General features: G+C 46.5%; 14 protein-coding genes. 7 read left to right on the plus strand and 7 right to left on the minus strand.

Going from position 1 to position 20,515, the window contains the following annotated elements:
• Positions 1–58: 58 nt before the first annotated feature.
• The 5 genes from DWX33_RS06150 to DWX33_RS06170 all read right to left on the minus strand — a co-directional run bounded on the left by DWX33_RS06150 (position 59) and on the right by DWX33_RS06170 (position 11,198).
• Entirely contained in the window at positions 59–1,654 is a 1,596-nt protein-coding gene (locus DWX33_RS06150; RefSeq protein ID WP_122380023.1) for a SusD/RagB family nutrient-binding outer membrane lipoprotein, read from the minus strand.
• A 4-nt stretch (positions 1,655–1,658) separates the two neighbouring features.
• Complete coding sequence (locus DWX33_RS06155; protein WP_122380024.1) at positions 1,659–4,964, minus strand: SusC/RagA family TonB-linked outer membrane protein; 3,306 nt, start codon at positions 4,962–4,964, stop codon at positions 1,659–1,661.
• 172 nt (positions 4,965–5,136) lie between these two features.
• Positions 5,137–6,801: a SusD/RagB family nutrient-binding outer membrane lipoprotein gene (locus tag DWX33_RS06160; protein ID WP_005863085.1), complete on the minus strand. Its 1,665-nt coding sequence runs from the start codon at positions 6,799–6,801 to the stop codon at positions 5,137–5,139.
• A gap of 29 nt (positions 6,802–6,830) precedes the next feature.
• Positions 6,831–10,013 carry a TonB-dependent receptor gene (locus tag DWX33_RS06165; protein WP_005863087.1) on the minus strand — a complete coding sequence of 1,061 codons (3,183 nt, stop codon included), beginning with the start codon at positions 10,011–10,013 and terminating at the stop codon, positions 6,831–6,833.
• 165 nt (positions 10,014–10,178) lie between these two features.
• Positions 10,179–11,198 carry a FecR family protein gene (locus tag DWX33_RS06170; protein WP_122380025.1) on the minus strand — a complete coding sequence of 340 codons (1,020 nt, stop codon included), beginning with the start codon at positions 11,196–11,198 and terminating at the stop codon, positions 10,179–10,181.
• 160 nt (positions 11,199–11,358) lie between these two features.
• On the opposite strand from DWX33_RS06170, the gene DWX33_RS06175 reads away from it, so the two are divergent.
• From DWX33_RS06175 to DWX33_RS06185, 3 genes are all read left to right on the plus strand, one after another.
• Complete coding sequence (locus DWX33_RS06175; RefSeq protein WP_121772484.1) at positions 11,359–11,727, plus strand: DUF488 domain-containing protein; 369 nt, start codon at positions 11,359–11,361, stop codon at positions 11,725–11,727.
• Between the two features lie 14 nt (positions 11,728–11,741).
• Complete coding sequence (gene gpmA, locus DWX33_RS06180; protein ID WP_048928687.1) at positions 11,742–12,488, plus strand: 2,3-diphosphoglycerate-dependent phosphoglycerate mutase; 747 nt, start codon at positions 11,742–11,744, stop codon at positions 12,486–12,488.
• A gap of 66 nt (positions 12,489–12,554) precedes the next feature.
• Positions 12,555–13,127, plus strand: coding sequence for an RNA polymerase sigma-70 factor (locus DWX33_RS06185; protein WP_057326480.1), 573 nt, complete (start codon positions 12,555–12,557; stop codon positions 13,125–13,127).
• A 50-nt stretch (positions 13,128–13,177) separates the two neighbouring features.
• Here the strand turns inward: DWX33_RS06185 and DWX33_RS06190 are convergent, their stop codons facing one another.
• A complete protein-coding gene (locus DWX33_RS06190) occupies positions 13,178–14,113 on the minus strand; it encodes a sugar phosphate isomerase/epimerase (RefSeq protein WP_005857832.1) in 936 nt (311 codons plus the stop codon).
• 118 nt (positions 14,114–14,231) lie between these two features.
• Complete coding sequence (locus DWX33_RS06195; protein ID WP_005863095.1) at positions 14,232–15,665, minus strand: aspartate ammonia-lyase; 1,434 nt, start codon at positions 15,663–15,665, stop codon at positions 14,232–14,234.
• 451 nt (positions 15,666–16,116) lie between these two features.
• Here DWX33_RS06195 and trpB point away from each other — a divergent pair, with 451 nt between their 5' ends.
• The 4 genes from trpB to trpD all read left to right on the plus strand — a co-directional run bounded on the left by trpB (position 16,117) and on the right by trpD (position 20,515).
• Complete coding sequence (gene trpB / locus DWX33_RS06205) at positions 16,117–17,310, plus strand: tryptophan synthase subunit beta (RefSeq protein ID WP_122380026.1); 1,194 nt, start codon at positions 16,117–16,119, stop codon at positions 17,308–17,310.
• Between the two features lie 10 nt (positions 17,311–17,320).
• Positions 17,321–18,724, plus strand: a complete 1,404-nt coding sequence (locus DWX33_RS06210) for an anthranilate synthase component I family protein (RefSeq protein ID WP_122380052.1) — start codon at positions 17,321–17,323, stop codon at positions 18,722–18,724.
• Between the two features lie 59 nt (positions 18,725–18,783).
• Complete coding sequence (locus DWX33_RS06215) at positions 18,784–19,350, plus strand: aminodeoxychorismate/anthranilate synthase component II (protein ID WP_005857839.1); 567 nt, start codon at positions 18,784–18,786, stop codon at positions 19,348–19,350.
• Between the two features lie 169 nt (positions 19,351–19,519).
• Positions 19,520–20,515 (plus strand): anthranilate phosphoribosyltransferase, encoded by a 996-nt coding sequence (trpD, locus tag DWX33_RS06220; protein ID WP_122297685.1) that lies wholly within the window; start codon positions 19,520–19,522, stop codon positions 20,513–20,515.

A 20,515-nucleotide genomic window follows, 5' to 3' on the forward strand; every position in this document is an offset into this window, starting at 1 on the left:
GTAGTATTTTTTAGGGGAATCTCGGTATTATATTGGCAGGAAGAGGAAAAATCAGTCGCTAATCACGAAAATTCACTCCGGTATCCCACCATAAGCGGGTACCTCCGGTATCCGGACCTCCCAAATACTCACACAAGGCGGAATATTGAGCCGGGTTACCGGAAATAATGCTAACCGGGAAATTCAAACGACGAATCATCGTTCGCGTATCGATCTTTCCATTGCTTTTATTCACCAAAACCGGGAACAAACGGGGATAACCGGTACGCCTCTGCTCCGCCCAAGCCTCACAGCCCTCGGGGTAACAAGCGATCCATTTTTGGGTAATGATCTTCTCCAGCTTGGTCTCCCTAGAGGCTTCTTCATCCCATGCCGGAGACACCAAGCAAAGCGCCTTCGCAGAATAGTCGGGAGTAAACGTATCCACGAAATCGGCGGCTACATGATCACTTTGTAAATAAGCGTTCGCCTCTCCTACCCTCCATTGATTGAACGATGATCGTACGCCTTGCTCATAGCAAGTCCCGGCGTCCTCCCCGGACCAGCCCCGCAAGGCTGCCTCCGCACGTAAGAACCAAACTTCCGCAGGCGTCATTAAGATAGCGTCCGTTTTCTGGGTAATCGTGCTTCTCGAATGCTCACTATAGCGGGAATGATTAAATCCTGTCCCTTGCCGGATTCCCCGGTACTCCCCGGAATATCCCTGTCCGGTAGCAGGCTCAAAATAACGGGATAATCGAGGGTCTTTATATCCTTTAAGGATCGATTCCATATTAGCGTTCATAAAAACCTCTCCCCACGCCTTATTGATCTCCCCCAGCGGATTCGAGTAGCCGGTTCCGGCGGTAGAAACCGCAACGACCTCATAAGCCTCCTCCAGCAAACCGGCTGGATGTGTCAGCGACTTATGCGCCTCATCCCTTGCCTTATCAGGGTCGGCCATAGCGATACGAATCGCCAAGCGCAAACGTAATGAGTTGGCGAAACGCATCCATTCCCCAAACGTCCTGTAATTCTCCGGCATAATCATATCGAAACGAGAAAAGGTTTCTTCTCCATCATATTCAGACAGCAGGTGAATAGCCTCCCCCAAATCTTGGAAAAAAGCATAATAAGCGTCTTTCTGGGAATCCGGCATTACCCCGGCATCCGACTCCCCAAACTTTGTATACACAATCGGGCCATAATAATCCGAGATCCGATGCATGATCTCTACTTTCAGTATTTTAGCGATCGCATAGAAAGCCGGATATTTATCACGGGAATGATCTTCCGTCTGCTTTATCTCCGTCATGATATATCCATACGTATTATCCCACATCGTACCATTCCAGCCATCCTGCAAATTATAGACCGTATTCCCCAATCCTGCGTTGAAGGGTTTAAAATCATGCATATAACCGGAAAACATATCCGCATTCAGATTTTGCATCGTCTGGAAATGCCAGTTCTTGCCACTCCCCCAATCATAATTAAAATAAATCCCCATCTGGACTACCTTTAGCCAGACACCGAACGTATTATAATCATACGTTTTCTGCTCATCGGTAAAACCCGTATTATCGGTATTATACTCCTCGAATTTACCCGTACAGGAAAAAAGGAGTAATACAGCCAACAGAGCTGCCATCTTATTCAGAAATCTCGTCTTCATACGCTTAGAATGAAAGTTTCACATTAAAGCCGACACTTCTCGTAGTCGGTATCCCGAATATATCAATCCCTTGATTGCTATTGCTCGCCGAAAGCACGGCATCCGGATCAAATGGAGCCTTTTTATAAATAAAGAATAGATTCCGGGCGACAAAAGACAGTTCCGCCTTTTTGAGAAATTGTTTTCTCCCCAGCAATCTCTTCGGTAGCGTATATCCCAAAGATAACTCCCGCAAACGGATATTGGTAGCATCGTACATATAATATTCAGTCACACCGTTTCGTCCTCCCACCTGCTCATAAAATCCTTTTATGTTATAAATATGATGCCCTTCCAAATCCACATACCCCATCGTACGGGCCTCTCCGGAAACCTTACTCACTCCCGTTTGGTCAAGCACAGCCTGAGTCTGGGCCAGCACATCTCCCCCAAAATGCCCGTCAATCAAGAAATAGAACGAGAAATCCTTATACGTGAAACTATTTCCCCAACCCAATAAGAACGCCGGATTGCAATTCCCCACCTTAGCCGTATTCCCGCTGCCGATCTCTTGGGGCAAGCCGTCCCGACCATACACGATCGCACCATATTTATCCCGCTCAAAAGCTTTCCCATAGATATCACCAAACGAGCCACCTTCCACCAAACGCATCGTATAGCTAGAGGAGAATCCTTCATCTCCTTGAATAAAGCTAGCCAAATCATCATGTAGTTTCTTTACTTCATTTTTATTCCGGGAAAAGTTGAGTGTCGTATTCCATTTAAACTGATTCGTTAAGATAGGAACCGCACCGAACGTCAATTCCACTCCCATATTCTGTATATTTCCCGCATTCACAAAATAATACTTGTATGCGGCTCCAGCGGAAGAAGGTAAAGAGAAGAGTTGATTTTTCGTATTGGTCTTATAGAACGTAATATCCACGTCCATACGATAATCAAAGAATTTCCATTCGGTACCTATTTCAAAAGAACTGCTCATCTCCGGCTTCAAGGTACCGAACGGAGCCGTATCATTCGGCTGGGGAATCCCGCCCGCGGCGATATGGCCTACCGTATTGCTAACGAATAAGGGTATATCATTACCCACCTTACTCCAAGAAGCCCGTACTTTCCCAAAAGATATCAAGGAAGGCATCGAAAAGGATTTAGGGATAATCCAAGAAAGACCGACTGAAGGATAGAAAAAACCTCTTGATTTACGTTCCGTAAACGCAAGGGTAGATGACCAGTCATTACGTGCGGTCACATCTAAGTAAAGGCTTTCCTTATATCCCAACTGCGCCATAGCAAAAAAGGATTGCATTTGCCGGCGTGCGTCATCCGACTCCTCGATGTAGGCACTGGACGACATGTTAATATTAGCGATCGTAAAGACATTCGGATAATACAAGGAAGCCGTTTTCGAATCCAGCCTCAACGCACTGGTGCGTGTGTCCGTTATGCTCGTACCGATAGCGGCGTTCAAGGAGAAATCACCCCAGCTTTTATTCAATTTGGCCATCAAATCCCCATAGAGCAACGTAGTCTGGTAGGTGTAATAAATGTAACGCCCGTTCTCACCGGCGATACCCGGAGAGGTAGAAGCGTATATTTCCTGCTGATACTTATCATTCACATAATCGATATTTCCACGGCCCTGTAATGTAAGCCAATCTGTCACCTTGAAACTAGCGGAAGCCAACGCCAACACACGGGCACGTTTGTCCTCGTTTTCCGTACGGTTGACCAACCAATAAGGATTTTGCTCAAAATCAGTAATCGTAGTATACCAGTTCTGGACGTTCATATTCCGTTTCTCGTTATATACCTCAAAGTTCTCCTTATAAGGTGCCATATCCATCCCTCTAGGAAACGTGTATAAACCTTGTAACGGGTTCATATAAAATCCCCCGGCCGTAGGTTTTCCTTTGATTGTTTGGAGTATCAAGTTTACCTGCCCCTCCAAGATCAAACGATCATCAAAGAAAGAAGAACTTTCACGGAGATTAAAATTATGCTTGCTTAAATTATTCTTAGGAACGATGCCCCGTGCGGTCGTATTGGCATACGAAAAATAATTTTGCACATGGCTATTCCCTGCCGTAAATATCAATGAGTTAATAGCGGTAATACCCGTCCGGAAGAAATCGCCGACAGGGTCATAGACCGGAAGAGAAGCCCGGTCTCCCCAACAAGTTTCCGCCCCTTCCATCCGTCCGAACTCATTCTGAAACTTGGGGAGACTGATCGCTTGATCAACAGTCAGCGACGAGGAGAAATGAATATTCCGTACCCCGGCCTTACCTCTTTTCGTTTTGATCAAGATCACACCGTTCGCCGCTTGTCCCCCATACAACGCAGAGGCCGAAGCCCCTTTCAAGACACTCAAACTCTCTATATCATCAGGATTTAGATTAGAGATACCATCGCCCGCATCCCGGTTACCGGCATCGGCCGTACCACCGATCGTTGTCAAGGCTTGCTCACTGCTAATGCTCAAGATCGGGACACCGTCTATCACATACAAAGGCTGGTTATTTCCGGATGCGGAACGACTACCTCGAATAATCACCCGGGACGAGCTACCCAGACCGGCGGAAGTCCGGTTAATCTGGAGTCCAGCCATCTTTCCGGAAAGCGTACTCATAAAATTAAAATCCTTGGCCCTTACCAATTCCCCACCTGTGATTAACTGGGTGGCATAAGGCAAGGAAGATTCTTTCTTCTCGATACCAAGAGCCGTAATAACTACCTCGTCCAAAATCTGGGCGTCATCCTCCAACTGCACATTCAATGACAATTGCCCCTCATACTCAATTTCCCGTGAACGATAACCGATATAAGAAAAAACCAAAGTAGCCTCCTCGGGAAGCTCCAATACAAAGCTGCCATCCATATCCGTAATCGTACCGTTTCTCGTTCCTTTTTCCACCACATTCACGCAGGCAATAGGCTCTCCTTTGTGATCGGTCACGATGCCTTTTACCTTACCATCCAGCTTTTGTTGCATTTGGATTATCGCCTCTTTCTTATTCAAGATGATCTGGTCATTCATGACCGTATAGACGATCTCCGTGTTCTTAAATAATAAATTTAAAATCTCGAAAACCGTACGTCCGGATAAAGATTTACGCACTTTCTCAGATAAATTGATCACCTGAGCGTCATAAATAAAAGAATAATTGGTTTGACTCTCAATCTCATCCAGAGCGCCAGCCAAGCTAACCGGGGGAGAGATACGAATATAGGATTCCGAACGTTCCTGTTGGGCGCCCAGCGGGAATATACATAATAATAGTAGAATGAAGATATAAATATATAATCTCATAATTTACACACGCACAATTTATCATGGGTAAATGTAAGAATTATTATCTAATACTATTCAATTATAACAAAAAAATCTCGCTTGGAGTACTGTTCTTCACAGATAAGTATCTCCAAACGAGAATAACCATCAGCTTCTGTTAAAGCTCAATATAATCAATCTGTCTGTTTATTTATTTTGAAGATGTGCAATAGTTGGAATTCTTATCCCACCAAATCGGGGTCGAAACCACATCACCTTTCCCACCTAACATGGATTTGCCTTTCTCATATTCAGCAGCATTTACCAATTGCTCTTTCATCGGGTATTTCATACGTTTGATGAAATTTTGAGGATTCAAGATATTTGTATCACTATTATTATATACAGCTTGATCTCGATAAACAGCCACATCCAAACGAGGCAAGTTCAAACGACGCTTGTCATTCCAAGCTTCCTGCGCCAAATCTGGAAGTCCGGCGATATATTTCTGCGTGATGATCTTCTCTAAAGCCGTATTGCCTGCGCCTTGTTGATCGTCATATTTCGCGCTGGTACCAGCCTCATTCTTTTCCGTGGAAGCCAAATACTCCTCAACATCACCCGATACACCCCAAGTCTCGAAGGAAGCACGTACACCTGCCTCATAAGCAGCTTTAGCATCACCGGCGACCAAATTACGGGCGAACAACTCAGCTTTCAAGAAATCAACTTCCTCAGAAAGGAACATATCATAAGGACGAGATTTATACGGAGCGCCATCTTTAATAATAAAGCCCATCTCTGCACATTGCTTAGACTGATAAATACCAGTATTCGCCTCCTCTGCTTTCGCACCGTATACCAAACCTTTCCAATCACCATTCTCAATACCCGGCTGGAACATCTTCGGGGCACGAGGGTCTACCTTAGCGGGATGTACATTCGATACGGCAACTCCGGATGTCTGGTTTACCACGCCGGCAGGCCAATCGATATTACCGATATTAGTCACTAATTTCTCAAATGACTTAGACATACAGATCGGACCGCTCCAAGTAATCTGGAACATCGTATAGTTATAGTCCTGTCCCCAAGAACCATCCGCTTTTGGAGGCATATAAGCATTATCAGCCTTGCTTGAGATCAAACCACAAGGAGATGTCAAAGCGGCATTTGCCTCAGCGACACATTTCTCTCGATCCACCTCAGATAGACGAACAGCGAAACGAAGACGCAAGGAGTTTCCAAATTTTTTCCAAAGAGAAACGTCATTCTTATAGACCAAGTCGATACCTGCATCCGAGAATATAGGCTCAGCGCTATCGCTAAAGCTATTCAACGCCTCATCCAATTCCGTGAAATATTCATAATAGATATCCTTCACCGATTTATAAGGAGGATTATCTTCTACGGTAGCATAGGCCGGGAAAGGCATCGGACCAAACTTATCCGCAGCCAGGCTATGGATATACACACGCCAGATACGAGCGAAAGCGATCGTATTAGCGTATAAGTCCTTATCTTTTTCCATCAAACTACGGATCACGATATTGATAGAAGAAATCTGTGTCAGATACGCTTGCCATGTTAAATTGTTCCACTCGTCATTTTGGATATAATTCTTAGTTGCCCAACCACCGCCATCGACCAACATTTGAGAGTAGAAATCAATTTGCAAAGGTTTCAAGCGTTGTTCCACATCACCATCGATAATCATCCCACCACGTAGCGTAGAGGCCAATCGAGGTTCGCTCATATTGTAATTTACATCATCCGTCGGCTTATCCGGGTTATCATTTATACCTGTCAGGTCGCAACTGGCCATACTCGCCATCATAAACGAACAAGCTGCTAATATCTTTATATTACTTTTCATAATAATTCCATTTTTAGATTTATGTTTCATTAAAATGCCAAATTAATATTGAAACCTAAGCTTCTCATAGTAGGCATAGAACCGTACTCGATACCTTGGGCGTTACCAGATGTATAAGCAGCCTCCGGGTCGAATCCCTTTGTCTTACTATAAATCATGAACAAGTTACGAGCCACGAAACTCAAGCGAGCGGAAGTAAATGGAGTCTTCGCCAACATCGTTCTCGGGAAATTATAACCCAAACTCAACTCACGTAAACGGATGTTTGTCGCATCGTACATATAAGCCTCTGTCACGTTATTGCTAGAAAGACCATTCCAATAAGCTTGAGCCGTAATACTCTTCGTATTGGGAGTACCATCGGCCAATACCCCCGGAACAACCATACCATCACGACCATCCAACGTCATCTCTAAATTACCGGATGAAGCACCCGCACGGATAGATCCCATATACACATCACCACCATAACGCATATCGAACATGAAGTTCAACACGAAATTCTTATATGACAAGGTATTGCTCCAACCCATCATCCATTTCGGCTGGTTGTTACCCAACAATACCATATCGTCCGTTCTCAAAGGAACACCATCGGCACCGATAATAATGTTGCCGTTATCATCCCGTTGATAAGCGTAACCGTAAATATCTCCATAGGCTCCACCCTCGTGAGCGACGATCTTCAAGAAACTTACTGATGCGTCACTAAGGATCTGCTCTTTCGTATCATCTGTCAATGAAATTACCTTGTTGATATTCTTTGACCAGTTCAACTGAGTATCCCATTGGAAACCACTCTCGGAGATATAAGGAGTAGCGTTAAACGCAACCTCTACACCCTTATTCTCAATATTACCGGCGTTGATCATCTTTTTCTTGAACCCTGTAGCGGAAGGAACATCGATCTTTAAGATCTGGTCTTTGGCGTTCTTCTTATAATACGCTACGTCGACACCAACCCTATTCTCAAACGCCTTCAACTCAAGGCCTAACTCCCAAGAGTTGATCGTCTCATTCTTTAAATTTGGATTTGCCATCCAATCCTCGTTGCTGGCATTAAAAATACCCCCTTTAATATCATAACTGATATTATAATAGTCACGCAACATATAAGCGTCCGTATCATTACCTACCTGAGCCCAAGACGCACGGATCTTACCGAAAGAAAGAATACCCGTGTTATGCCCCATCTTATTCAACATTTGGGTGAAAATCCAGCTAACACCTACCGACGGGTAGAAATAAGAGTCATTGTCTTTTGGAAGTGTTGAAGACCAGTCGTTACGAGCAGTTAAGTCCAAATACAAATAGTCGTCCCAAGACAATGATGCCGTAGCATATAGCGAGTTGATTTGTTTACGGTTGCGAGTATACTCACCACCATGTGTCTTACCGTTGGCGATCGCATGGAAATCGGGAATCACAAACTCACCGGATGATTCCTTGTACCATGTAGAATTACGGTACATCATATTACCACCTACCGTACCTACGATACCGAATCGATCCCAGTTGCCTTTAGCTGTCAATAAGAAATCGGAGTTGATCTCGGTGAATTTCTCCATATTGGCTGTCATGCTACCGTTGTTCTCCCAATACGGGTTACCTGTCGCACGGATTGTCTCATACTGGATGGTGTAATTATCCATACCAGAGCGAAGCTTCAAGCTCAACCAATCCGTAAACGTGAAATCCAAGGCCGCGAATCCGATAAAGCGGTCTTTCTTATCCTTGTTCGTATTGCGGTAAGCGGACCAATACGGGTTATTGGCGTTGGCTCCCGTGTCGATCAGATAACCAGCGGGCTTTCCGTCCGCACGTTTCCAATCATTATCTTTATAGGCGTCATAGTCAGAGAAGCCCACACTTCGGGGCATACTTAAATAGTTAAGGAAGATATTATCCGGGTCGCCCGCTAATTTCACACGGTTGTTCGTATGCTGGCTTACATAATTAACCTTCACGTCGGCCGATAACCATTTAGACAGTTTAGCCGTAGAACGCAAGTTGATAGACGTACGATCCATTCCGCTATTCGGAACAACACCCTTATTATCCAAGCGTGTCACGCCGGCACGGAAAGTGATATCCTCGGAACTCTTGCTCAAATCCACGCTGTTTGTCCAAGTGGTACCAGTGCGCAAGAAATCCTTATATAAATCATTGTCTCTCGCCGCATACTGGTAAGAACCCATCGCCATATCCTTAGAAGAACCGTCCATAGCGGCACCCCAGCTCGTCGCTTTATTATTATCGAAAGCGCCGTCGATACCTTGTCCGTATACATCTTGGAACTTCGGGGTTTGCATCGGGTTCTCAGCCGTGAAATTCGAGTTGATACTTACGCCCCAACCTTTATTCTGGCTACCTTTCTTAGTCGTGATCATCACGACACCGTTACCTGCACGGCTACCATACAACGCCGCGGCTGCCGGGCCTTTCAATACGGACATACTCTCGATATCATCCGGGGAGATATCAGAGATACCGGAACCTTTATCCACGTTACCGTTACCCCAATAGTCATCCGTACCACCGCTAAAGTTATCGATAGGTACACCGTCCACAACGATCAACGGCTGGTTATTACCAGTAATAGAGTTATTACCACGAATCACGATACGAGAGGAACCACCGACACCGGTACCATTTTGCTTGATCTGCAAACCTGCTACCTTACCAGCCAAAGCGTTGGCCACGTTAGCATCACGGGTTTGCGTCAGGGACTCGCCTTTCAATTCAGACATAGAATATCCCAAAGCCTTTTTCTCTCGCTTGATACCCAAAGCGGTTACCACGACTTCATCCAAGGCTTGCGTATCATCGACCAATTGAACCTCGATAGAAGGTTGTCCGGTAAAGACGATCTCTTGCGTATTAAAACCGATATAGGAAACTTGTAAAGTCGCATTGTTAGGAACATCCAACTCGAAACGGCCATCCATATCCGTGATGGTACCGTTGGTAGTTCCTTTAACAATTACGTTAGCACCAATAATAGCCTCGCCCGTTTTGTCCGTAACGACACCGACTGCTTTTCGTGTCTGTTGTTGAGCGTTTAAGACTGTGACTTCATGCGTGTTCTCTGCGAAAACCATGGCCGGTACCAAACAGAATGCGCATACCCCCATGTTAATCATTAACGGAATTTTTCGAAAAAGAGAATAACTATTCCCCCTTAAAGCATTTAAGGTTACAATTTTATTCATATTTTTGTAGTGTTACTATTTATAATAAAGTTATTTGTAGCTGCGCCAACAGCTCTTCTTGACTTTTCGTACGGGAGAATACGCCAATATTCTTCCGTATGTTTTTAATCCTTGTTTATTCTTTCTTCATGGGCAGACGTATTTTAGAAGGTTACACATTATTTCTCATTTTGATATTTCCACGACTGAGGTTCCCGATCCACTGTCCTTAACGGTAGGTTTATGTATCGCATACTGGATTCCCGACGCCAATTTCAGGTATTCCAATACTTGAGGCAATTGCTCGTCCTTGAAACGGGCTGTTATTATGGACTTGAGTATCTCGTTATCTTTTACCTCGAATACTACGTGATAATGACGTTCCAGCGTTTTCAATACTTTATCCATCGGATGGTTCCTGAAGATAATCTCCCCGTTCTTCCAAGCCGTGTCATATTCGGTATTCACGTCGAACACCTTGATCTTGTCAGCACCCTTTTGATACTCAGCTTTCTCGTTTGGCTTCAACATCTGTGTCATTCGCTTTCCTCCGGACACGACGTTCAACTTTACCGATCCCTCTACCAAGGTGGTCTCTATCATACTCTCGTCTTTGTAAGCGGATACATTGAAAGAAGTACCCAACACCTCTACCGAGTAATCTTTATCCGCTTTCACAATAAAAGGCTTATGGGCATTCTTCGTCACCTCGAAATATCCTTGTCCGGTTAATTCCACCGTACGGGTATCCGCATTGAAATCCGAAGGATATCTCAATTCGCTATTGGCATTCAGCCAAACCTTAGAACCGTCAGGTAAATCGAATGCCGAAACCACCCCAGGATTCGTGCGTACGGCTAGCGTACGCACGTTCCCTTGACCCTGCTGTATGAACAAATAAGCGGATAAAAGAAAGACTGGAATGAATAACACGGCCGCAGCCCGTTGAATAACACCTAACACTTGTCTTAAAGCTAATCTTTTCTCTTTCTTATGGATTCTTGATTTAAAACGAGACAACGCCTCGTCCGGGTTCACGGTCCGCATGACTTTTAGGCGACTTGCCACTTGAGTCGTAAAATAGACCTGCTCCAACAGTTTCTCGTTTTCTAGAGAGGCGGCCCGCCAGTTTTTCACCTCCGCAGCTTCCTCCTCGGTCAACATCCCATCGATGTATCGGATCAATATGTCTTCGTTTATTTCCATTTTTTCTTGTTTCTATAATTAATACAGTTGAGACAAAAGATGTACTAAACAAAAAAACGATTTTTTTCAAGAAAATTGAATAATGACAAAAATACCGTTCCTAAAGAAAGGCTCAACAATATCCCTCTTTCTACTGTTTTACCACAAAATGAGACTTCTTATGGTAAAGATTCTTTTAAAACGGATTTATGAGGAGCCAAGTGAGGCGGATGGTTATCGCATTCTTCTCGACAGGCTATGGCCCAGAGGACTGAAGAAAGAGGATGCGAAGTTTGACGAATGGAGAAAAGAAATCACTCCATCTAAGGAGTTACGCCAATGGTTCCACGAGGATAAAGACAGGCATTGGGAAGTATTCCAAGGTCGCTACGGGATGGAAATCAAGCAGAACCCGGATTTCATTCCTTTCTTACGAGAGATCGAGAAGCATCCGGTTGTCACTTTCCTCACGGCAGCGAAGGATGTACAACATAGTCATCTACCTATATTAAAAGAAGTCATCGAGGATTTCGAGAAAAACAAATCATAAAAATAAAAAGACCTATGAAAAGTATCGTATTGCTTCGCCACGGCGAAAGTGTATGGAATAAAGAGAACCGGTTCACCGGTTGGACCGATGTGGATTTGACAGAAAAAGGCGTGGCCGAAGCTTATAGGGCCGGCAACCTATTGAAAGAAAAAGGATATGTGTTCAATAAAGCCTATACCTCTTATTTAAAACGGGCCGTCAAAACCTTGAATTGTGTATTGGATCGCATGGACCAAGACTGGATCCCGGTGGAGAAGAGCTGGAGGCTGAACGAGAAACATTACGGATCGCTACAAGGGTTGAACAAGAGCGAGACCGCCCAAAAGTATGGAGACGAGCAGGTCTTGATCTGGCGTCGCAGTTACGATATAGCCCCGCTTCCCCTATCGGAAGGCGACCCTCGTAACCCTCGCTTCGATATCCGCTACAAAGACGTGCCGGATAAAGAGTTGCCCCGTACGGAATCCTTGAAAGATACGGTTGAGCGGATTCTCCCTTATTGGAAAGAGGTTATCTTCCCGACGCTCCGGACCGCCGACCAGATCCTTGTCGCCGCTCACGGAAACAGCTTGCGGGGAATCATCAAATATTTAAAAAACATCTCCGATGAAGAGATCGTTCATCTGAATCTCCCGACAGCCGTTCCATACGTGTTCGAGTTCGATGATGACTTAAAACTCGTGAATGATTATTTCCTTGGCGACCCGGAGGAAATCAAGAAACTCATGGAAGCCGTAGCCAACCAAGGAAAGAAAAAGTAGCGGGATTCATGCCTCTTATCCGGAATTATTCATTAAGTTTGCAACCAAACAAACTTAAACACTATTGTGGACGAGAACGCAGAACGAATTTCACTAGAACTTATCGCAGGAGACGAACAAGCGTTCGACACCGTGTACAAACAATATTACCGGGGATTGTGCGCCTTCGCCTCCCAATATGTAACAGTACCAGAATCAGAGGAGATCGTACAAGACGTGATGATGTGGCTGTGGGAAAACCGAAAATCCCTAGTAGCGGACATGTCCCTGAAATCACTCCTTTTCACGATTGTCCGCAATAAATGCCTCAATACGATCAGCCACATACAGGTTAAGCAACAAGTGCACGAGAGATTGTACGCCAAGTTCCAAGAGCAATTCGAGAATCCTGATTTTTATATAGGAGAACTGATGGCCTTGGCCTCCAAGGCCATCCGGGAGCTCCCGGATGAATACCGTAAGGCATTCGAGATGAACCGTTTCGAGGAAATGACCTACAACGAGATCGCCGAGCAGACAGGCGTATCCCCCAAAACAATCGCATACCGCATCTCTCAAGCGCTCAAGATATTACGGACGGAATTAAAGGACTATATCCCTTTATTGGTATGGCTGCTTTACGAACAAACACGCTCATAACGGAGGAAGCATCCTACCGCCATGAGCGTTTTTTTAATGAGTCAAAAGACTTATTTCACGAACGGTGCTTTCAATAAATAATCCACGCAGCCTTTCACGCCCTCAAACTGGGAACGTCCGTCAGGCATACCCTCCAACTCCACGAAATAATCCTTGATTCCATTCGCGTAAGCTTGCCGGAATATATTCTCGAAATTCATCATCCCGGACTCGCCTAGAATAGCACGGTCCTTGATATGCAATACCTTGATACGGTTCGGATATTTCTTCAACCACTCTATCGGATCTTGTTGTCCCATCACGGCCCAATAAACATCCATCTCGAAAAATACAAGCGAAGGATCAGTATTCTTCAAGAACAACTCATAGATGCAATCTCCTTTCACACGCCTTCCCAGCTTGGCCTCCGTACTGCCCGGATTTACCTTGGCGAACTCCATCTCATGGTTGTGATAGCCGAAAGGAATACCGGCCGCTTTCACGATCTTACCCGCCTCGTTAAAAATCTCGCAGACGAAAGCGGTTTCCTCGGTGCTACGGGTACTCGGTTGCCCGGGCTGGATCAAGTACTTCACGCCTAGTTTGGCATGGTCATCAGCCGTCTTCTTCCAATACTCGGAGATCTGAGAGCGATTGGCCTTCGTGTACTCACGTACCGGAGGATTCACGTGGGAACTGGTGATCTTCAATCCGGCATCATCCACCATCTTCTTGAATTCCATCATGTCTACACCGCCGATCTTACCTTCCTTGTAACCGGCCAATTCCAGATTCGTGTACCCCATTTGCTTGATCTTTTTCAATCCACCGGGTACATCCGCATAAAGTTCCTTGCCTAAAGAATAGATTTGTAAACCAACTGTCTTAGCGGCCATCGTTTCAGAAGTGACAGGTTTAGCCGCATCTGCGCTCCCGACCTTTCCGGCCATCAGGCCACCCAAGGTGAAAAGGGACGCATTCTTTAAAAAATCTCGTCTATTTATCATGATTATTAGAATTAAGTCAGTCCAAAGATAGAGATTATAATCTAAAAAAAGACCGCATAGGATGGAAAAATCCACCTATACGGTCCACAAATGGTATACATTATATAATAGGACTCGATTAACGGCGAGGCTTGATATCCAACTTCACCGGCTTGATCATATTCTCCGGGCTTAAGATCGTATCCAATTCCTCCTTGGTCAAGATACCATGATCCAGTACCAATTGATAAACGCTAACACCGGTCTCCAACGCCTCCTTCGCGATCTTGGTCGAGTTCTTATAGCCGATTACCGGATTCAAGGCCGTCACCACGCCGATGCTATGATGTACCTCCTCACGGCAACGATCCTCGTTAGCGATAATACCGTCCACGCAACGGGTACGCAAGGTATCGAAACCATTGATCAGCAAATCCACGGACTCGAAGCAGCATTGTGCCATCACCGGCTCCATGGCGTTCAGCTCCATCTGGGCGGCTTCCCCGGCCATGGTCACACATAATTCATTACCCATTACCTTATAAGCGATCTGGTTCATCACCTCCGGGATCACAGGATTCACCTTACCCGGCATGATAGAAGAACCCGGCTGCATAGCAGGCAAGTTAAACTCACCCAAACCGCAACGAGGGCCGCTTGCCAACAAGCGAAGGTCATTACATATCTTATTCATCTTCACGCAAACCCGCTTCATGGCGGAAGCATAGCCTACCAAGCAAGAAGTATCCGAGGTAGCTCCTACCAAATCGGAGGAGAGACGGATATCCCATCCGGTTATCTCACGTAAAGCCGCGATACATTTCTCCGCGTATCCCGGCTCGGCACAAATACCCGTACCGATAGCGGTAGCTCCCATATTAACCACCAAGAAATCGGCGGCGGCCTCATTCAAGTGAGCGATCTCATCCTGCAAGATGCTGGCGAAGCCATTAAAGGTCTGCCCCAACGTCATAGGTACGGCATCCTCCAACTGCGTACGTCCCATCTTGATAATTTGCGAGAACTCCTCTCCTTTCTTACGGAAAGAGGCGATCAATTCCTCCAAATGGGGAAGCAATTGAAGATGCTTAAAATACATACCGATATGGATAGCGGTCGGATATGCGTCGTTCGTGGATTGCGAGCAGTTCACATGGTCGTTCGGTGAGCAGTATTGGTATTCACCCCGCTCATGCCCCATCAGCTCCAAGGCACGGTTGGCGATCACCTCATTCGCGTTCATATTCGTAGTGGTACCCGCTCCGCCTTGGATCATATCCACCGGGAACTGGTCGTGATGTTTACCATCGAGAATCTCCCCACAAGCGGCGATGATAGCGTCTTTTTGCTCTACGGTAAGCAAGCCTAATTCAAAGTTAGCCATGGCAGCCGCCATTTTTGTTATAGCTAATCCTTTAATGAATAAAGGATATTCACTCAAACGGAATTTACTGATTGAGAAATTCTCGATTCCTCTCAAGGTTTGAACTCCGTATAATGCTTCGGCGGGGATTTCACGAGCGCCGATCAAATCGCTCTCTATGCGAGTTTTTCCAGTTAATTTAGTATCCATATTAGAAATATTAATCGTTTTTTATTGTTTCCGCAAAGGTAGAAACTATTATTTTGAAAGCAAATTATTCTTCGAAATAATAAAAACAAATACAAAAAACGCCAATACACGTCTACACAAGGCTCAATGAATTACAATTTGTCAATAGAGCAGTTTTAATAGACCTTCTGATCTTTTTTATCTCATTCATAAAAAAAGTACGATTTTATTTGCTGTTTGTCAAAGATTCCATATATTTGCTGCCGTAATAACAAAACAGAGTCATGAGAACATTCGTAGTAAATACATATTGGTGGTGGCGCTCCGTACAACTCAAAAGGTCGTAAGGAACGAAGACTCGTATGTATATATAAACACTACATAAAGATATAAAGAGGTCTGTCGCACTTGCGGCAGGCCTCTTTTCTTTTTATGGCAAATCCAAAAGGAAAATAACTAAAATAGATAAAAGATGAAAACGTATCAAGTTGACAAGAATGGTTACTATGGTGAGTTCGGCGGGGCCTATGTTCCCGAGATCCTTCATCAATGCGTGGAAAATTTACAGAATACCTATCTGCAAGTGTTGGAGAGCGATAGCTTCAAGGAAGAGTTCGATCAGTTATTGCGTGATTATGTAGGCCGCCCCTCCCCTCTTTACTTGGCCAAACGGTTGAGCGAGAAATACGGATGCAAGATCTATTTGAAACGGGAAGACTTGAACCATACCGGAGCACATAAGATCAACAATACGATCGGCCAGATCCTCCTAGCCCGCCGCATGGGGAAGACCCGTATCATCGCCGAGACGGGTGCCGGACAGCATGGAGTGGCTACGGCTACGGTATGTGCCTTGATGAATATGGAATGTATCGTTTATATGGGGAAGACAGACGTGGAACGCCAACATGCCAACGTACAGAAGATGGAGATGCTGGGAGCTACCGTCGTGCCCGTGACCTCGGGAAACATGACCTTGAAAGACGCCACGAACGAGGCGATCCGTGACTGGTGCTGTCATCCTTCGGATACGTATTATATTATCGGTTCTACGGTAGGCCCCCATCCTTATCCGGATATGGTAGCCCGGCTGCAATCCGTTATCAGCGAGGAGATCAAGAAGCAACTGCTGGAGAAGGAAGGAAGGGATCACCCGGATTACCTGATCGCCTGCGTAGGCGGGGGAAGTAACGCCGCCGGTACGATCTATCATTTCGTGGACGACGAGCGGGTGAAGATCGTCTTGGCCGAGGCCGGCGGCAAGGGTATCCACTCCGGCATGAGCGCCGCCACGATCCAATTGGGTAAAGAGGGCATCATCCACGGGGCACGTACCTTGGTCATGCAGAACGAGGACGGACAGATCGAGGAACCTTATTCTGTTTCCGCCGGCTTGGATTACCCGGGCATCGGCCCGATCCACGCGAACCTCTCCGTAAAGCACCGTGCGCAAATCCTAGCGGTCGATGATGACGAGGCGTTGGAGGCCGCTTTCGAGTTGACCCGTCTGGAAGGAATCATCCCGGCCTTGGAAAGCGCCCATGCCTTGGGAGCCTTGGCCAAGGTAACCTTCAAGCCGGAAGACGTGGTGGTACTGACTGTCTCGGGCCGTGGCGATAAAGATATGGACACTTACATTAATTATAAATTGAGAATTGAAAATTGAAAATTATATGATGGATTATACCTTTAGGACAATAAGCAAGAAGGTGATGGGCGACCTTCACACTCCCGTAAGCATCTATCTGAAAGTGCGGGATATCTACCCGGAATCGGCCCTGTTGGAAAGCTCAGACTTTCACGGAAACGAGAATAGCCTTTCCTTTATAGCGCTCCGCCCCTTGGCGAGCATCGGTATCAACAACGGGGAATGCACGACGACCTTCCCCGACGAGACCCGTGAGGTTACCCCGCTCACCGAAGACTATAACGTACCGGAGGCGATGAACGCTTTTCTCGGCCGCTTCAAGGTGGAGGGAGCGGACAAGAAGGTCTGCGGATTATTCGGCTACACGGCTTTCGATGCCGTCCGTTATTTCGAGAACATCCCGGTCATGGAAGTTCATCACGAGGAGAACGACGCCCCCGATATGCTATACATATTATATAAGTATATCCTTGTCTTCAATCATTTCAAGAACGAGTTGACCCTAGTGGAGATGCTCCAAGAGGACGAGGCTAGCCGGCTGGAAGAAATCGAGACATTGATCGAGAACCGTAACTTCGCCTCCTATAACTTCCAGACAGCGGGTCCCGAGACCTCCCCGATCACCGGCGAGGAATACAAGGCGATGGTCCGCCAAGGCATCAAGCACTGCCTCAGGGGAGATGTCTTCCAGATCGTATTGAGCCGTCGCTTCGAGCAACCGTTCAAGGGAGACGACTTCAAGGTGTACCGGGCTCTTCGCAGCATCAATCCCTCTCCTTATTTGTTCTACTTCGATTTCGGAGGTTTCCGTATCTTCGGCTCTTCCCCCGAGACGCATTGCAAGGTAACGGGCAGACACGCCAGCATCGACCCGATCGCCGGGACCGCTTTCCGTACCGGTAATATCGAGGTAGACAAACAACGTACCGAGGCCCTGCTAGCCGACCCCAAGGAGAACGCCGAGCACGTGATGCTGGTAGACCTCGCCCGCAACGACCTAAGCCGGAACGCCCACGACGTGCAAGTGGATTTCTATAAGGAGGTACAATACTACAGCCACGTCATCCACCTCGTATCCCGTGTGAGCGGCGAGATCAACGCCGATAGCGACCCGGTAAAGACCTACGTCGATACCTTCCCCGCCGGCACGTTGAGCGGAGCCCCCAAAGTACGGGCCATGCAACTGATCACCGACATCGAGCATCATAACCGGGGCGCTTACGGCGGCTGTATCGGCTTTATCGGTCTGGACGGTGATTTGAACCAAGCGATCACGATCCGTACCTTCGTCAGCCGTGGCAACGTACTTTACTATCAGGCGGGAGCCGGGATCGTGGCCAAAAGCAACGATGAGCGTGAATTACAAGAGGTAAACAATAAGCTGGGAGCCTTGAAGAAGGCGATAGACCTAGCGGAGAAATTAATCAATTGATTATCCGGTTGTAGAGACGGGGCACGCCCCGTCTCTACAACAACAACAATACATATAAAATGAAGATATTATTATTTGATAATTACGATTCCTTCACCTACAATTTGCTACATATATTGAAGGAACTGGGTGCGGACGTAGAGGTACACCGCAACGACAAGATCTCCTTGGAAGAGATAGAGCGTTTCGATAAGATCTTACTATCCCCGGGACCGGGCATCCCCGAGGAAGCCGGCATCCTCCTCCCCTTGATCCGCCGGTACGCCCCGACAAAGAGCATCCTAGGTGTCTGCCTAGGCGAGCAGGCCATCGGCGAGGCATTCGGCGCCACATTGATAAACCTTACCGATGTGCATCACGGCGTTTGCTCCGATATACGGATTGTCGCTAAAGATCCTATCTTCGAGGGACTGGAACCGGGTATACGTGTTGGGCGTTATCATTCTTGGGCGGTCTCCAAGGAAAACTTCCCGGATTGTCTGGAAATCACGGCGGTCGATACGGAAGAAGGACAGATCATGGGCTTGCGCCATCGTGAGTACAATGTACGAGGTATCCAATTCCATCCGGAATCCGTGTTGACACCCAAAGGGAAGACAATTATAGAGAACTGGCTGAAACGCTAATTACCTCCTAAGGCACTTATAGTTTCTTCCTAACGAAACATCAGTTTCTCTATGGTGAAACTAATGTTTCTCAAGCAAGAAACAAGAGTTTTCCCCTAGAGAAACAAAAGTTTTTCGATAAAGAAATATCGCAAAACTGCAATATTTTATCATTCAACACATTACAGACATGAAGCAAATATTATACAGATTATTCGAGCACCAATATCTAGGCCGGGAAGAAGCCCGGAATATCCTCCAGAACATAGCGGAGGGACGCTACAACGATTCCCAGATCGCCAGCCTGATCACCGTATTCCTGATGCGAAGTATCTCCGTAGAGGAATTGACCGGATTCCGGGAAGCTTTGCTGGAGATGCGTGTACCGGTAGATCTAAGCGAATACAAGCCGATCGATATCGTAGGTACCGGAGGCGACGGGAAAAACACGTTCAACATCAGTACCTGTTCCTGTTTCGTAGTGGCCGGTGCCGGTTACCATGTCGTAAAGCACGGTAACTACGGGGCTACCTCGGTGAGCGGCGCCAGCAACGTGATGGAGCAACACGGCGTAAAATTCACGAACGATATCGGTAAACTACGTACCTCCATGGATACCTGTCATATCGCCTACCTCCACGCACCCTTGTTCAACCCGGCGCTGAAAGCGGTAGCTCCGGTACGGAAGAGCCTCGGCGTGCGCAGCTTCTTCAATATGCTCGGCCCGCTGGTCAACCCGGTCATGCCTACTTACCAATTGTTAGGCGTATATAACCTCCCGCTACTCCGCCTATATAATTATACGTATCAAGAGAGCGGTACCCGTTTCGCCGTGGTACATAGCTTGGACGGTTACGACGAGATCTCCCTCACGGCCGATTTCAAGGTAGCCATGCCGGAGAAAGAGAAGCTTTATACCCCGGAGATGCTCGGATTCAAACGTTGCACGGAAGCGGACCTCGACGGCGGCGAGACCCCGGAGGAAGCGGCCCGTATCTTCGACGCCGTATTAGGGAACAGGGCTACCGAGGCCCAAAAGAGCTGCGTGATCGCCAACTCCGCCTTCGCCATCCAAGTGATCTGTCCCGAGAAGAAGATCGAGACATGTATCGCCGAGGCACGTGAATCATTGGAAAGCGGAAAAGCATTGGCTACATTCCGTAAATTTATATCTTTGAACCATTGA

It is taken from the genome of Parabacteroides sp. AF19-14 (assembly GCF_003635485.1).
Lineage (GTDB): Bacteria > Bacteroidota > Bacteroidia > Bacteroidales > Tannerellaceae > Parabacteroides > Parabacteroides distasonis.